Source organism: Flavobacterium sp. GSA192, assembly GCF_006386525.1.
GTDB lineage: Bacteria > Bacteroidota > Bacteroidia > Flavobacteriales > Flavobacteriaceae > Flavobacterium > Flavobacterium commune.
This window is the reverse complement of the sequence record NZ_VAHC01000002.1, coordinates 345,502-362,006: the sequence shown is the minus strand read 5'-3', so window position 1 is coordinate 362,006 and position 16,505 is coordinate 345,502. Positions and strand designations below refer to the sequence as shown.

7 protein-coding genes are annotated in these 16,505 nt (G+C 36.1%); all 7 read right to left on the bottom strand.

The features are described 5' to 3' along the window. Window positions 1-13: 13 nt before the first annotated feature. The 7 genes from FDM27_RS05565 to FDM27_RS05535 all read right to left on the bottom strand — a co-directional run bounded on the left by FDM27_RS05565 (window position 14) and on the right by FDM27_RS05535 (window position 16,358). Complete coding sequence (locus FDM27_RS05565; protein WP_140485530.1) at window positions 14-1,903, bottom strand: peptidase U32 family protein; 1,890 nt, start codon at window positions 1,901-1,903, stop codon at window positions 14-16. Window positions 1,904-2,565: 662 nt separating this feature from the next. Next, entirely contained in the window at window positions 2,566-5,001 is a 2,436-nt protein-coding gene (locus tag FDM27_RS05560) for a sugar-binding domain-containing protein (protein WP_140485529.1), read from the bottom strand. A 36-nt stretch (window positions 5,002-5,037) separates the two neighbouring features. Next, window positions 5,038-8,556: a malectin domain-containing carbohydrate-binding protein gene (locus FDM27_RS05555; protein WP_140485528.1), complete on the bottom strand. Its 3,519-nt coding sequence runs from the start codon at window positions 8,554-8,556 to the stop codon at window positions 5,038-5,040. 58 nt (window positions 8,557-8,614) lie between these two features. After that, complete coding sequence (locus FDM27_RS05550) at window positions 8,615-11,347, bottom strand: glycoside hydrolase family 20 zincin-like fold domain-containing protein (protein WP_140485527.1); 2,733 nt, start codon at window positions 11,345-11,347, stop codon at window positions 8,615-8,617. Window positions 11,348-11,472: 125 nt separating this feature from the next. Then, on the bottom strand, window positions 11,473-12,366 hold the full coding sequence (locus tag FDM27_RS05545) for a sugar phosphate isomerase/epimerase family protein (protein ID WP_255510488.1): 894 nt from the start codon (window positions 12,364-12,366) through the stop codon (window positions 11,473-11,475). 87 nt (window positions 12,367-12,453) lie between these two features. Next, entirely contained in the window at window positions 12,454-13,602 is a 1,149-nt protein-coding gene (locus tag FDM27_RS05540; protein ID WP_140485525.1) for a sialidase family protein, read from the bottom strand. Window positions 13,603-13,604: 2 nt separating this feature from the next. Continuing rightward, a complete protein-coding gene (locus tag FDM27_RS05535; protein ID WP_140485524.1) occupies window positions 13,605-16,358 on the bottom strand; it encodes a glycoside hydrolase family 78 protein in 2,754 nt (917 codons plus the stop codon). Between the last annotated feature and the right edge of the window lie 147 nt (window positions 16,359-16,505).

Sequence of the window (16,505 nt, the reverse complement as noted above, 5' to 3'; positions counted from 1 at the left end):
ACATCATTATATATTATCTTCTTTTCACATAATCCAATTGCTCGTCCTGGTCGATGATTTCAAATTCGGCATCTTTTTCCCAAATTTCCATTTCACAAGGTTTGCAGTTGAATTTCAATTTGTATTCCGTTTCACCGTGTTTTAACGTTAGCGGTTCTTTTACTTTTTCTCCCATAGTATCACGCTGGAAGCGGGCACATTTACCCAATTCGTATTTCACGCAATATTTGGTAGTCATTACACGGGCTTTTCCAGGATCCCATTGCAATTCAAATGCCTTTTCAATCTCGGTTACACCGTGTCTTTTATAAAAAGCTCTCGCTAATTTATTCGAAACATTAAAAGTAAAATCTAATTTTTCGGTTGGATAAGGAATATCCGATTTTGTAATTTGGAATTCTTCTCTATGGTATTCGTTGATTCGAATATCAATCAATTGTTCCAAAGCAATTCTTCGCACTTCATTCACTTTCGAAATCGGCAAGAACCAATTCTTAGTAAATTCTACTTCAATATTGTCAACTATAAAAGGCGTATTTCCTGTTTTAACTAAGTTCTTTTTGATATTCGGGATTACTGATTCCTCGCTTTTTGCCAGTTCTTTTTCAGTAACCAAATTCGATATACTCTGGTGTCCGTCTTCATCCACCACTGTTAATTGGAAACCTTCTTCTGTTTCAGAAAAACGTAGACTTACTCCAATTTTTCGAACTGCAGCGTTTTCTTTTTCAACAATTCGGTTAAATTCAGCATCCGAATTTCGATAAATAACCGTTCCTACAGCAATATTTTTAAAGGTATTAGGCACCACAATATCATTCACAATAATATTGATTTGCACCCCATCGGCAATTCCCTCTTCATTGATAAAAAACAAACCATCACCATTGTTTAGCTTATCATGATTTTCAATTACATAACCATTGGCTTTGATTTCAGTTACTTTACCAATGTACTGTCCTTGCGATTTTGGACTTTCCCAGTTTCCTATTTTTTCTTTACGTTGGTTTACAAAATAATCGGTATACCCTCTATTAAAACTTCTGTCCATTTCCGGTTCGAAATTATAAAAAGTTCTTCCTGAAGAAGCTTTTTGGAACTTATCATTATTTTCTAAGAAAGCATCCAGTTTCTTTCTTAAAAACGAAGTATTATTTTTTACGTAAACAATGTCTTTTAAACGACCTTCGATTTTAAATGAAGTAATCCCCGCCTCAATCAAATTGGGTAATTGATCACTTAAATCCAAATCTTTTATCGAAAGCAAATGACTTTCAGTCAATAAAGTTGTTCCGTTTCCATCAATCAAATTGTACGGCAAACGGCAGTTTTGCGCACAAGAACCACGATTAGCGCTACGTTCTCCACCAGCGATACTCATGTAGCAATTTCCGCTAAAAGACACGCAAAGCGCACCAGAAACAAAGAATTCTAATTCCACATCAGTTGCTGCGGCAATGTCTCTCACCTGGTCTAAATTCAGCTCTCTGGCCAAAACCACGCGTTGCATTCCTATATCTTTCAGAAATTTTACGTGTTTTGGTTCACGATTGTTCGCTTGAGTACTCGCGTGAATAACTATTGGCGGCAAATCCATTTCCATGATCGCCATGTCCTGCACAATAAGCGCATCGACACCAATATCGTATAATTGATAGATTAATTTTTTACAAGCGTCTAATTCGTTGTCGTACAAAATGGTATTGATCACCACAAAAACCTGCGCCTTAAATAAGTGAGCGTATTTGACCATTTCGGCAATATCTTCAACTGAATTGGTTGCATTGGTACGCGCTCCAAAAAGCGGAGCACCAATATATACAGCATCTGCACCCGCATTGATAGCCGCAATTCCCTGAACCAAATTTTTAGCCGGAGCAAGAATTTCTACTTTCTTTTTCATCATTTCCACAATAGGATTCCTTGTTTTTTGGAATCAGAGTGCAAAAGTATAAAATACTTCTCAAAAAAGCAGGGTTTTAGTGGGATTAAGATATAAATAGATTGAAAAACAGATATTTATAAAACATCAAAAGCTTATTTATATTGTATTCATAAAATATAATTCTCTACTGATTTAACTATATTTGTTTAAATCAAAACTCGAAACAAAATAAAAATGCTTTATTTTAATATTATATTCTTTTCATTCCTCAACTTTATAAATTTCAAATTATTATCAAGTAATCGTTTTAGTTTTTTAAAATTAAAGAACATAGCGTTATTTATAATTTCAATTATTTTAATATCAAAAATTTATAAATATTTCTTTATTTCAACACATTTAATTTCTAAAGACACTTACATAATGCTTTTATCATTAAGTTTAAGTGTATTTATTAATTACTTTTTATTAAATGTCGTTCTAACTTTATTTCATTTCATGATTGAAGAATTAAATCTAAAGTTTAATTTTAATCAAAAGGCTATTAAAAAAAGCGTACCATTAATATTGTTTTTAATGATTTCAATAGCCCAAATAACAATATTACTTTTTAAAAAATAGAAACAAAAAAAGCACGAATAAAAATCCGTGCTTTTAAAACTAAGTGTAAATTGAAAAAACTATTCTACTTTAATACTCACAGTAGCAGCATTTATATTCCCTGCTGTAGTAGCTTCTAATGTTATGTTTTCTGCTTTTTTATTCGATTGCAAAATCACTACACATTTTCCGTTGTATAATTTGCGGTAATCGGCTTTAAAAGGTTCTAAACTGGCTTGGTAGCCATTGTCAACTCCAACAATTTTAGCACCACCAGAAACTTTAAAGTTAATTAGATTATCGGCTTTTGGAAGTAGATTTCCGTCTTTGTCCTGCAAAGAAACCGTTACATAAACCAAATCATATCCATCGTTTTTAATGCTCGTTTTATCGGCTTGCAAATTGATTTTAGCTGCTTCGCCAGCAGTACGAATTTCGGTTTCTTTAACTACTTTCCCTGCTTTTTTAGAAATCGCTTTCAAAGTTCCTGCTTCAAAAGGTACTTTCCAGGCAATGTGCAATTCGCCTCCTTTTTTGGCTTTCGAACCCAAAGATTTTCCGTTTAGGAATAATTCTACCTCATCAGCATTATTGTAATACGCCCAAACATCAATCATTTGACCCTGCTTCCAGTTCCAATGTGGTAATAAATGTAAAACATCTTTATCGCTCCATTCACTTTGGTACATATAATACACATCTTTTGGTAATCCCGCTAAATCTACAATTCCAAAATACGAACTACGTGCCGGATACGGATACGGATCAGGTTCGCCCAGATAATCGAAGCCTGTCCAAATGAAAGTTCCTGCCATAAAATCCTGTTTTTTTATGGTTTTCCAGTTTTCTTCGTGCGTAGTTCCCCAGTAAGAAGCAATATTATCATAAGCCGTAACCGTTAAATCAGCATTGCCATCAAAAGGGGCATTGTGTTTTGTTGGCCACATTCTTATGGAATCAGTTGGCATATCATAATGACCACGGGTTTCCAGTGCCGAAACACTTTCGGAAGCAAGTATTTTTTGTCCTTTAAATTTGGTTGGGAAATCTTTATAATCTTCGTGCTTGTAATTGAATCCCAATAAATCCAAAGCGCCCGACTGATAAATGAAATTTTTCTCAATAACATTCTCGGTCAAAGCACTCGTAACTGGACGAGTGGTATCCAGCGATTTTACGATTTGAGCCAGTTCTCTGGTAATAGCAATTCCAGTACTGTCAAATTGTTCCCTGATTTCATTCCCAATACTCCACATCATTACCGAAGGATGGTTGCGGTCTCTTTTGATAAAATCTTCCAGATCCTGTTTGTGCCAAGCATCCCAGTCTTTATGGTAATCATTGGTGACTTTTTTCTTTTTCCAGACATCGGTAAACTCATCCTGAACAATAAATCCCATCTCATCACACAGCTTCATCATTTCCAAAGAATGCGGATTGTGCGACATTCTGATGGCATTGGTTCCCATTTCTTTCAGGATTTTCAATTTTCTTTTGACAGCATGAATATTCTCCACAGCGCCCAAAGCACCGTTATCATGATGCAGGCAAACGCCTAATATTTTGGTAGGTTTTCCATTTAACGAAAATCCTTTTTCGGCATCGAAATTGAAATAACGAACTCCAAGCGGTGTTTCATAAGTATCAACTACAGTCGAACCATCATAAACCTTTGTTACTATCTTGTATAAATACGGATTCTCAGTATCCCAAAGAATTGGGTTTTCTATCTTAGTGTTTTGTTTAACTTGTAAAATTGAATTTGCTGGGATATTTCCATCAGAGATTGCTTTTGCAACTTCAACATTATTCTTATCTAAAATTGTCGAAACTAACTTAAAAAGTTTATTGGTCCCCAAACCATTTTTCACGTCAACATCAATATCAACAATAGCTTTATCTTTGGTGATTCCACGCGTAGTTACATACGTTCCCCATTTTGCTACGTGAAGTTTTTCGCTGGCAACCAATCGCACATTTCTGTAAATTCCGGAACCGGTGTACCATCTGGAATTGGGTTGTGCATCGTTATCAACTTTTACAGCGATGATGTTTTTCTGGGCCCCAAAGTTCAGATATTGTGACAATTCGTAGGCAAATGAAATGTATCCATTTGGGCGCATTCCTAACGAATGTCCATTAATGAATACTTCGCTGTTTTTGAAAACGCCGTCAAATTCAATCGAAACGTTTTTGTTCTTCCAATCTTCGGGAAGTGTAAATGTTTTTCGGTACCAGCCTTTTCCTGCCGGCAAAAATGCCTGAGCCTGTTTGGTTGGATTATCTTTATTAAACGCACCTTCGATACTCCAATCGTGCGGTAAATCTAACGTACGCCAATCATTCGCATCAAAATTAGCCTGTATTGCCGTTGGATAATCACCCAACTTAAAATTCCAATCCGAATTGAAATCGGCTACAATTCTACTCTCTTTTTTTGTTGATGCACAAGCAACCAAAAACAACAATGCAATTGCTATTGTTCCTTTTTGTAAAACACTTTTATGTAAATTCATAAATCTATTTTCTTTATTCTTTTTTCTATTCTCTACTTATTGAAACTCAAAAGATTCCAAACGCAATCCTTTCATGTTATCCGATTCAATTCTGATTTTATATTTTCCGGCATTGATATAACCTCCCGAAGTGGTATTTAAAACCTTCCATTTCTCTGTAGGCGCCGGAAATTCAATTTCATCATTTCGCATCAAAATTCCGTAAGCATCTTCAATAATCAACTTCACCTTTATCGGTTCGGCATTCATATTCATGTATCTAAAACGCATCAGGTATATATTAGCAACACCAGGATTCACTTCAAATTCGATACTATTTGGTGTGTTTTTTGCAAATTCAACATAATCACTCGACTTGAAATTTCCTTTTACCGTTCCCCCACCTTTTATTTTAGCATCTTCTGCTTCGAGTTTTAACGAAGGTCTGTCGTCTTTAACTTTTCCCAAATCGGAAGTTGGGACTACCACAATAGTAAATGATGGCGTACCATCGCCTTTATTACCAAAAAATACGGTTTCTCCTTTTTTTACTTCTTTTTCGAAAATAGTAAAAACATCTCCGTTACTGTTTTTTGCTGTTGTTTCCGATTTTTTATAATCAGTAAGCCAAGGCAAAGTTGTTTCTATTTTCGAATCTACAAATACTGAAACCGTCGCTTCTTCTTTCGAAATAAAAGAACCGCTGGTGTTTTGATTATTCGAAAAACGGATATAATCGGCAGTGTACAAATTAGGCGGTAATTGTGTAAAAGTCACCTCAGAATCTGTGTATTGTTTTTGATTGGTATTTAACCACGAACCAATTTCAAACGAAGTATTTGTCGTAACATCCAAAATATTGTTTGGCGAAGGCGCAGCTGCTTTCACCGATTTGTCTTTGGTAGCAATGGCAATCGCAGACATAATTCCTTCTCCCGAACTTACTTTTGGAAAATCAATTACTAACTTACCATTTTTACTTTTCACCGTGAACGTTTTTTTCACTGCTTTTGAAAAACCAACTTCACTCCAAATGTCAAAATCTTTCAGTACTACATTATCGTTAATTGCCACATCAAAAACGCGCCAATCTTTACAATCCAATCCGCCACCCGTTCCGTACCAAGGCTCAGAAAAATACAAATCGACTAAATATTCGCCATCAGGAACGGGAAATTCATACTTTAGTTTATTCATTCCATAACGGAAATTCTGAAATAAAGCATCATTTTGAGTCCCATCAACTAAATCAGAAGTAGATCGCTGACTGGCAAAATAAGCAGGTACATTTTTAAATTCATCTGCCCAGGAAGTAGAACCCCAAGTGTTCGGTTCGGTTTTATGAACGTCGGCTGACCATACATTTCCTTCCGAATCTTTAAAATCAGGTCCGCCCGCATTCACACGGTAGATATAATTATAATCCTTTTTTGAAACTACAATTTCTTCTTTTGAGCTTAAGCTTTTCAAATTAGGCGCTTCGGGTAAATTATTTAAAACAATATAATCCTGAGCTACTTTTTTGCCTTTAACATAACCCACAGCATACAACACATTGTATTTTATGTTGACTTTATTCCATTGAAAATGTTGTCCTCTTCCCGGGTTTTTCAATTTCCCTAAAGATTGATTGTTGACATCATTAAACAATTCAACCTCATCACAATTCGAATAAACATCAATTCCGTTTTTAACTCCAGGAGCTTCCCAACGATTCGGCCAGGTATGCGAAACAATATAGACCATTGGATTGGTTTTACTCGATGCATAATTGGCCCGGTACATATAATAGGCATCCAAAGGCTCACCCCAAATGCTAAACAACCCTTTGTAATTAACGGGTCCCACCTGATCGATAGCTCTGAATCCTTCACCGTTTTGTTCACGCCCCGGATTTTCATGCGAAGCAAATAACCAGTTGTATTGTCCCGCTATTTTATCTTTTACCGATTCAGCTTCACGGATTTTAATTTCCATTAACTGCGAAAAACGGTTTTCACTAAGAATTCCTTTTTGCGCAAATTCACCTTCGCTGTGCAAATCATGTGAACGCCAGGCACCGTATTCTCCGTTCAATAATTGCGTACTCATTTCGACAGCATAGTTAAAGGGATCTCCTCCGTAAGTTCCGGACCAGTTTTGCACCACATTCCAGTCTGTTCCTTCACCACCATTACAAGTTGTTACTTTGCGTTGTGAAGAAGCTGTTGGATCCATTTCGCGAATGATTTTTGTACATTCTTCCGCAAATTCTTTTGGGATGGTACTTTCATTTTGTAATCCCCACAACACCACCGATGGATTGTTACGACGTTCTTTAATCCATTCGCGCAATAAAGTTTTGAAGTTTTCTTTAAACTCAGGCGTATCGTACCAAATATGAGCCGAAAACTGAGACCAAAACAAAATACCGCTTTCGTCCAGCAATTCCTGATATTTCAAATTATGTGGTTGGTGTGCTTCTCTAAAAGAGTTAAAACCAGCCGCTTTGATTTGCTCAATTCTGGCTTTTATCTGTGTATCCGAAAAAGCATGACTTTGCCCTAATTGATGTTCATATTCGCAAGTTCCATTAATAAATACGGGTTGATCATTTATAAAAAATCGCTTGTCATTGCCCGCTCTATCCACTGGCCAGGAAACCCAACGAATTCCATAAGGCGTAGTAATTTTATCTAAAACTTTATTTTTTTCTAAAATAGTAGTCGAAAGCGTATACAAATACGGACTTTCTGGCGACCATAATTTTGGATTTTTAATTTGAGGTAATGTTTGTTGAATCTCTTTCGTTTCTTTCGAAAGCACCACAGTATTTTTCACAGAAGCTAATTCTTTTCCGTTTTTATCCAAAAGAGAACTAATTACAGTAACATTTCTATCTGACTGACTGTAATTTTGAATCTCAGTGGTTGTATGCAAAATCGCCTGTTCCTTTGAAACTGTCTCATCATTCCAGATATGAATTCCAAAAGGAGCAATTCGGACATCATTAGTTGTAATTAAAGTCACCGGTCTAAAAATTCCCATCGGTTGTGAACCTTCTGAAAATCCCCATTCGCCAGAACAACCACCACAAACCCAAGGTAAATCGGCAATAAAAGCAGGATGAGCTGCTTTGACTACAATTTTGTTATTCGAATTGTATTTTACGGCATTACTAATATCCAACGTAAAAGTCGTTCGACCTCCTTTGTGTTGACCTACTTCAGTTCCGTTTACCCAAACCGTAGCGTAACTGCTTACTCCTTCAAAAAACAGAAACAGTTTTTTCCCTTTTTGTTCTTTGCCAATTTTCAAATTTTTCGAATACCAAGCCGTTCCGTGCAAATTGCCATGTTTCATTTGGCGAAAGCCTTCATATTGATCCCAATTGTGAGGAACATTTACGGATTTCCAATTAGCATCAGCATTTGAATCTTGCGCAAAATCCTGTTTTGCTTCTGGATGAGAATCCACCATAGTAGTTTTCCAACCCGCATTCAACGAAATCTCTTTACGAAATGAAGTTGCTCTTTCTTGAGTTTGCGCCCATGAAACAGTAGTTATAAAAAATAGTATATAAATTAATCTCTTCATTTTTTATGTATTTAACCCTTTCAAAGTACACTCTGAAAGGGTTTTAAATTTTCTATTCTTAGTAAAACAACCAGTCTACTGCTTCTTTTTCGCCAGCATCTATAAAGCCCACATCGCGAGGTTCAATTTTTTGATTTGCATCAATAAATCCTAAAATCAGGACTCTTCCTTTACCTAAATTCAGTTGGTTTTCACCCGCTTTAAAGGTATAAGTATGGATATTTACCCTTGGTAATTCTTTTAAATTCATAGCATTTGCCAAAATTACTTCGGCTTCTCCCATTTCATTTCCGGCTGCATTTGTTTCTAAACTTGGAGGCAATAAAAACCTTTTTTGATCAGAGTTAAAATAACCCACTACCAATTTTACCGGAGTATTATTCTTGAATTTTAAAGTTGTTCCTTCTGTATTTTGCTGATCTTCAACGAATGAAATTCCTTTTAGGTTTTTAAGTTCCGGAGCTACTTTTATCAATTCTGAAATTGGCGTTCCGTACACTTTTGTTCCTTCTTTAACCGCGTAAGAATTTGATTTTGGACTTAACATAGTAACATTAGCCGTTTTCCATGGAGCCACAACTTTTTGTTTGATTTTTCCGTTTTTAGCTTCTTTTAAAAGACTAATATTTCTCTTAAAATTAGCTAATTCTCGTTCATAATGCGGCAACAATTCAGTCCATGTTTTATTGAATCCATCATCTCCACCAATAGGAATTCGGCGTTGTGCCGTTTGCATACTATTAGCATACAAATAAGTGTCTTTAGTTAGTTTCACCAATTCTTCATAATACTCCAAAGCTTTTTCCAAATGAGGAACGGCTTTGTCTAAATCGGTAATATCATTTGAATAACTGTATCTTAGAACCAATAAAGCTGCTTCTACTTTTTCAGAAAAACAATTTGCAAAAGCATTGTAGCAATACACATCATTTTTTAAACGATTGAATTCGTCTTTTTCTTTAGCAACAGCAGGAGTTGCTTTATCAATAGCTTCAACAGCTATTTTTCCGTGTTGTACAATTTCTTTAATAATTTGCGTAGGCGTTTCTCCAATATGCGCTTCATGATTCCATTCTTTTTTGGCATATTCTAAAAGCAATTCGCCCACAGGTCCACAAGACTCATGGAATCCTGGATACACACGCCATTTAGCCGGATTAACCAATTGACTTTCGAACATTCCTAACAATAACGTTTGACGGTTTCCTTCGGTGATTCCGAAACGTCTTAAGGTTTTAGGAGCAATTTCGCCTATTTGTTCATAAGCTTCTAAGATATTCTTTCCTGCTTCTGAATCTGTTCCATATTTTTTAGCAAATTGATTGTCCCAGTAACCAATTTCCTGAGTACGATCTCTTTTACTGTCCCAGGCATATCTTGCCCAGGCTTTGTACCAAATCCAGTCCCGATCCATTTCCATTAATCGTTCTCCCGTTTTGGTTTTATCAGCTGTATAAGGCCAGTCCCAATACGATGCCTGAGGATACAAATGCAGTGCATTTGCTCCATGAATATTATGCATTGCTTTTACTGTTTTTTGGATAAAATCTGGAGAACCATATCTAAAAGGCTCCAAATTTGCCAAAATATGCACATTTTCAATATGAATTGATCCTAAAGAACTCAATTGCTTGTGTGTTTCTCCCCAAGGTCCACCTGGTGTATAAGTGGTCAAAGATTCCCCAGTATACTTACTCATGGTATATAAGTTTTTATACAATGGCAAAGCTTTCGCCATTACCGCTGGAGCATCTGTATCGTGTGAACGTAGGATAATAGGCGGTTCTTCTGTTTTTCCTAAGGCTTTCAAACCATCCTGAACACCTGGAAGGATTGTATTGGTAAACCAATTCACATCATCTTCAACCGTATTCATTGCTTCTCCTAAACATACTAATAGACCAACATTTGGATATTTTTCTATAAATGCAGTGATTGATTTTTTAGTATAATCGGCAATCAACGGCGTAATAACACGCTCTCTTTCCTGAGTTTTAAGGTTATAATGATCTGCAAAAGGTTTAGAAAGAATAATGTTATAAAACATTTGTATCACCCAGATTCCTCTTTTATTAGCTTCAACTGTTAGGAATTTGAAGACTTCTTCATTTTTCTTAAAAGTTTCGTCGCTAACCTCAACAGCAAATGGATATTCTTTTAGCTTTACCAAAGAAGCAAATGGATGTCCGTTCCACAAATACAATGAATTCATACGGTTTTCGACCATCATATCCAGGTATTTTATCCAAAGATCTTTATCATAAAACCAAGGAAAAGATTCTGGAGTATACGGATATTCATAAACGCCGCGACCTCCAAGATAAGTGGTTTTTTGCATCCCAATACAAGTTCCTCTCAATACCATTTCCGGGCTGTCCTGAATGGCTACTTCTGATGGGATTTTGCCTTCTTCTTTAATGCGATTGGCTAATTCTAAAGCGCCATACAAAGCACCAGAAGCATCAGTACCTTCAATGTAAATTATGTTCTTTTGAGTACTAATTTGAAAACCTTCTTTCTTGGTTAATTGACTATCATCAATTTTAGCATTTTTAGAATTTTGTTTCCAAAAATCAGTTCCTTTTTCGCCAATGATAATTACTTTATCTTTTGATTTTTTAGGTGCTTTATCAGCAAAAACTACTTTGAATCCTTTTGCTTTTGCTATTTCTGATAATTTTTCGGCACCAAATTGTGCTCTTGGTGCATGGGCATCACGAACAATAGTAACATTTTGCGCTGACGCAAAAGTGACACAAAGGGCTAAAAAAAGTAAGCTTAAATATTTCATTTGTATTATAATTTTTGTTTTGCCACAAAGACGCAAAGACTCAAATTTTTTAGAAGCCAATAATTTATTAAAACCGTTGAACTTAAATTTTCTTTGTGACTTTGTGCCTTCGTGGCATTTAATTTTTAATTCTGAAAAATTTTCTTCAAATAAGCGACATTCGCTCCGTAATTGGCTTTTACATTATGCACATCCGTAGTATCACGGGAACGTTCTACAATAAGCCAGCCTTTCCAGTTCATCTTATCTAAAGTCGATTTGATTTTAGGCATATCAATGGCTTTGTCATTTTGCAACCAAAAACCATCGGTATTGGAAGCATGAATTTGGGCTAAGTATTTTTTTCCTAAAATTTTAAGCTCAGCCGAAATATCCTTTTTATTTTCGATAGCATTCGAAAAATTGAATGAACTCTTGATGCTTTTACAACCAATATCCTTTAGTAATTTTTTCTCGGCAGTAGCATCTAGTGAAGTTTCGATAGCGATTACACCACCTATTTTTGCCACTTGCTTTCCAGCCCATTGCAAACGTTCAACAATAATCGGACGCAATTCCGGGAATTTCTTCAAATCGCATTGTGTTCCTAATGGCAAATAAGCCACTTTTACATTCATAGTTTTCATGGCATCAATACAATCCTGAACCATTCTTTTTACGGTTTCTCTTTTTGCAAAAGATTGTCCGTAAAATCCAGACATGGCAATGGATGAAATTCCAACATTAAATTCTTTGGACTTATCCTTGAATTTTTTCACCTCAACAGGGTCAGCCAGTTTACTATCAAAAGTTTCACGATTGCCCAAACCGCCCATGTCTAGTTCGATTCCATCTGCTTTAATTTCGCTCGCCAACTGAAATGAACCTAGCTTTTGTCTTTTTAATATCATCCAGTCGCAAACAGCTACTTTATAGCGTTGATTTTTTGAGGTTTGAGCAAATGCAATATTATTAAACGTACTACTCAAAACAGCAAGAACTATAATAAGTGAATTTCTTTTTAAATAAGTTAATTTCATATTATTAGTTTTTACCATTAAGACAATAAGAAAGTTAAGATGAATCCTCAATGAAACTTACTATCTTAATGGTTAAATTTTTGATTTTTATTCTTCTTCCGCTTTAACAGCTTTGACCACTTTATTTTCTTCTCCAGGCCAAATACCATTGTTAATTGGTAAAGCTTTTAATTTTTTAGGATCTACTTTTACGTATTTCAATTTTTGACGTCTCCAGGTGTAAACAATATGCACCATTCCGTCTTTACTCTGTATCATCGAAGGATAGGAATATTGACTAATATTCGAATCTTCTAAAACCAATGCTGCTTTCCAGTTGATTCCATCATCAGAAATAGAAACATTCAACGGTGTTCTAGGTCCTTTAGCTTCTGTTCCCGGAGGCAAAACGTGGTTGTAAACCAACAGGTGTTTTCCGTTTTTCAAAGTCACAGCATCGGTTCCTGAGTTGTTATTTGGCAAACCTATTAACTCTACATCCGACCAGGTTTTTCCATTATCTTTAGAAAAAGTACTGAAGATAGCTCTGTTTTTAGTTCTTCCAATTGCCTGAATGCTTCCATCTTTATGAAACAAAATACTTGGCTGAATGGCATTGATTTTTTGCTTTCCTCTTGAAATGGTATCTCCCATTACCCATGTTTTTCCAAAATCAGGAGTTGATTCCATACGCAAATGCCAGCCATTTCCTTCGGTGCTTGAAGGCAATAATAATGTTCCGTTACTCAACAAAACTGGTTTGTTTTTGATGGGTCCAAGAAAATCTTTACTCGGCATATCAATTTTATCAGACCAGGTTTTTCCTCCGTCAGAAGAAGTTCTGTAAACTCCCCACCATTCAGATGGCTTTGGTCCTATTTTATAAAACAACATCAAATCACCTCCCGGAATTTGGTACAAAACAGGATTCCAGGTTGGAAATCTTGTTCCATCAGACATTACTCCATCGGCAACTTTAACACCTTCATTCCACTTATCACTTCCCTTAGGTTTTATAGCTACGTAAATACAAACATCAGGATGTCTTTCATGTGTACCGCCAAACCAAGACGAAACTAAATCTCCATTAGTGGCTTCCACAATGGTTACGGCATGGCAAGAAGGATAAGGTGCTTTATCATATATAAACTGATCTACTAAAATCCCCTCTTTCCAGGTCTTTTTTTCCAAAGCCGATTTACAACTTGCAAAAAGTATTACGGTTAAAACGAGAAGGCTTGTTTTTAAGGTTTTCATTATCATTGTTTTATATTATTTACATTTATTTGATAAGTTCCCGAAGGCAATTCAAGAACCATTTTATTCTTTTCTATTTTAGAATTTTCATCCACCTTTTGTTTATTCACTTTTACATCAGAAGCATTCGTTGTTGGCAAATAAACTAACGCCGATGAATTGGCCGGAATGGTAATTTTCCATTCTAAAGTGTTTTTGTTTTTCTTCCAATCGCTTTTAATCAGTCCGTAAATGGATTCGTAAGAAGCATTTACAAAAGTCAATCCTGCATTGAAATCTGGTTTCATAATGATTTGTTTGAAACCCGGAGTTTCAGAATTGCTCTTGATTCCCGCCATATTTTCGTAATACCAAATCAATAAATCGCCCAAAAGCATCACGTGGTTTTGTGAATTCATGGATGGGTCAGCAGTATTTCCGTTCCATAATTCCCAAATGGTAGTCGCTCCGTTTTCGACCATAAAGCCCCAACTTGGATAGGTTTTATTAGAAGCCAGTTTGAAAGCTAAATCCCCTCTTCCAAAGTTTGTCAAAGTTCGCATCAAAAATTGTGTTCCAATAACTCCCGTGCTGATATGTCCTTGCTTAGTCACCTCAACTTCGTGAGCCATGTTTTGGAAAACCTTGTCTTTTTCATTTTCCGGAACAATCCCGAAAGCCAAAGGCAAGAGATTAGCTGTAACCGTATTATTAGCGTAAGTATTTTTGTCAACATTAAAAAACTTAGCGTTGAATGCTTTTTTAATTCTTGTTTCTAAATCACCATAATGAGCAATATCAGCATCAGCTTTTGCGATTTTAGCAAATTTTTTCATTATGCCCAAAAGCTGATAATAAAACGCACTCGAAATCAATTCGCCATCCGTTAAACGGGCAGGATCTTTGGAACGAATTAATTCCAATGATTCCGGTGGCACGCACCAGTCACCGTATTTATCCTTGTTCATTAAATCATTTTGCAGATAATTTTCTTCCATATACAGCATCCACTTTTTCATGGACGGATATTGTTTTTTAATGACTTCTGCATCGCCAAATTGATGATACAACATATCTGCAACCGTGATATAGGTTCCTGGCCAGGTTACATTATCACCATAATAACGCCAAAAAGCTGGTGCCACATCTGGCAATCCTCCATCCTGAGTTTGTGAATATTTAATATCATCCAGCCATTTAGCATACAAAGTCTGGTTATTGAATAAAAAACTTTCGCCATAAGCACCCGTTGTTCGGTCTCCCAACCAAGGCTGACGCTCGTTTCGCTGTGGACAATCGATTGGCATTCCTTTGTAATTTCCGCTGATTCCCCACCAGGCATTTTTGAAAATCTGATTCATCGTCGCATCCGAAGATTCGAATGCTCCCGTTGTTTTCATATCGTCATACACCACTTTTCCAATGAAATTGTCCAATGTTGGTTTAGTCAGAAAACCCGAAATTTCGACAAATCGAAAACCGTGAAATATAAAACGAGGTTCCCAGATTTCTTCGCCTTCACCTTTCAAAGTATAAACATCAGTAGTTTTAGCATCACGCAAATTGGCAATATATAGCGAACCATCTGCTTGTAAAGACTCCGCAAATTTCATTGTGATTTTGTCACCACTTTTTCCTTTCACTTTCAGTTGCAACCAGCCCACCATATTCTGACCCATATCCAAAATGTAAGTACCTTTGGCAGTAACCTTAATCGAAATCGGTTTCAATTCACGCATTATTTTCATATTCGGCGTCATCTGTGCTTCGTAAAAACCACCCGGTTCCTGAACATATCTGGCATTCACCCAGTTTTTATCATCAAAATTGGTAGTGTTCCAACCTTTCATTTCCTTGCGGGCATCGAATTCTTCACCGTCATATTCGTTGTTGGATAAAATCGGTCCGTCCGTAGTTAGTTTCCAGGTATCGTCTGTTCGAATAACTTCATTAGTTCCATCAGTATATTCGACAAACAATTGCAAAGCTAATTTTGGGAAACCAAATGACTTAATTTTATAAGGTTTGTAATCCTGACGCATCGCAAAAAACCGTCCGTTCCCTAAAATGGTTCCCAGCATATTTTTGCCTTCTTTTAGTTGCGAAGTCACATCAAAAACATTGTATTTTACGTTTTTAGTATAATCCGTTGGAACCGGAGCCAAAACCTGATCACCAATTTTATTTCCGTTAATGTACAACTCATACAAGCCCATTCCCATAATGTAAACCTTGGCAGATTTGACTTGTTTTTTTACATCAATTTCTTTTCGCAAATAACGCGCAGACAATCTCGAATATTGAGAAACGCTATCATCTTTCGATAATTTTTCATAGCCAATCCAGCGAGTCGATTTCCAGTCGGCATAAGTTAAAATCCCAATACTAAAATGAGCCTTATCTGTAGATTTTATTTCGCCTTTATTGGTAAAAGCAATTACTTTCCAAAACGCATTTTGTCGGTCTCCCAGCTTTTTCCCGTTGTAAACAACATTAACCGAATTATCGCTTGTTACTTTTCCACTATCCCACAAATCGGCTTGGTTTGCATTCAGGTTTTCTAAAGTCGAAGCCACAAGAATTTGATAGGCCGTTTGCTTTACATCGTTTACATCCGACTTTATCTGCCAGCTCAAACGAGGTTTTAAAACATCAATCCCTTCCGGATTGTTCAGCATTTCGCACTGCAGATTGGTTACGCTGATTTTATTTTGGGCTTGCGCCGAATAAGTCAAAAGTGTAATGATTAATGTAAGATGTAAAAAAAACTTTTTCATAATGTTATTTTAACCAATGTAAAATCCCAAAGGGACGATATATTTATAGATTTTATAATAGTAAAGTTCATTAAGCCCCAGCTAGGCGACATAATTTTTTATATGTATCGCTCCGCTGGAGCTTTTTATCATTCGGACGTATTTTGC

What these genes read in the sequence shown, in the direction of transcription:
- FDM27_RS05545 (WP_255510488.1), bottom strand. Translation starts at nt 12,366, where the DNA reads ATGAAATTAACTTATTTAAAAAGAAATTCACTTATTATAGTTCTTGCT.
- FDM27_RS05565 (WP_140485530.1), bottom strand. Translation starts at nt 1,903, where the DNA reads ATGAAAAAGAAAGTAGAAATTCTTGCTCCGGCTAAAAATTTGGTTCAG.
- FDM27_RS05560 (WP_140485529.1), bottom strand. Translation starts at nt 5,001, where the DNA reads ATGAATTTACATAAAAGTGTTTTACAAAAAGGAACAATAGCAATTGCA.
- FDM27_RS05535 (WP_140485524.1), bottom strand. Translation starts at nt 16,358, where the DNA reads ATGAAAAAGTTTTTTTTACATCTTACATTAATCATTACACTTTTGACT.
- FDM27_RS05540 (WP_140485525.1), bottom strand. Translation starts at nt 13,602, where the DNA reads ATGAAAACCTTAAAAACAAGCCTTCTCGTTTTAACCGTAATACTTTTT.
- FDM27_RS05550 (WP_140485527.1), bottom strand. Translation starts at nt 11,347, where the DNA reads ATGAAATATTTAAGCTTACTTTTTTTAGCCCTTTGTGTCACTTTTGCG.
- FDM27_RS05555 (WP_140485528.1), bottom strand. Translation starts at nt 8,556, where the DNA reads ATGAAGAGATTAATTTATATACTATTTTTTATAACTACTGTTTCATGG.